At 43.6% G+C, this 349-nt stretch carries 1 protein-coding gene; it reads left to right on the top strand.

Translation table 11 applies throughout. The features are described 5' to 3' along the window. A partial coding sequence (locus tag VK91_RS21955) for an aldehyde dehydrogenase family protein (RefSeq protein ID WP_048395915.1) occupies positions 1-349 on the top strand: 349 nt, incomplete at both ends.

Consider the following 349-nt stretch of genomic DNA (forward strand, 5'->3'; position numbering starts at 1 on the left):
CGGCAGCGATTATCCGTCGTCGTAAACATGAATTCTCTGCATTATTAACAAAAGAAGCGGGGAAACCATGGGCAGAGGCTGATGCAGATACAGCGGAAGCAATCGACTTCATGGAATACTATGGTCGCCAAATGCTACGCATTAAAAACGGTCAGCCAGTCGAAAGCCGTCCAGGTGAATATAATCGTTATGACTACATTCCATTAGGAATCGGTATTGTCATTTCTCCTTGGAACTTCCCATTTGCAATCATGGCTGGGACAACAGTAGCTGCTTTAGTAACAGGGAACACAGTGTTATTAAAACCAGCTTCTACAACGCCAGTTGTAGCGTATAAATTTATCGAAGT

The sequence above is a fragment of the Lysinibacillus sp. LK3 genome, from assembly GCF_001043675.1.
Classification (GTDB): Bacteria; Bacillota; Bacilli; order Bacillales_A; family Planococcaceae; genus Lysinibacillus; species Lysinibacillus capsici.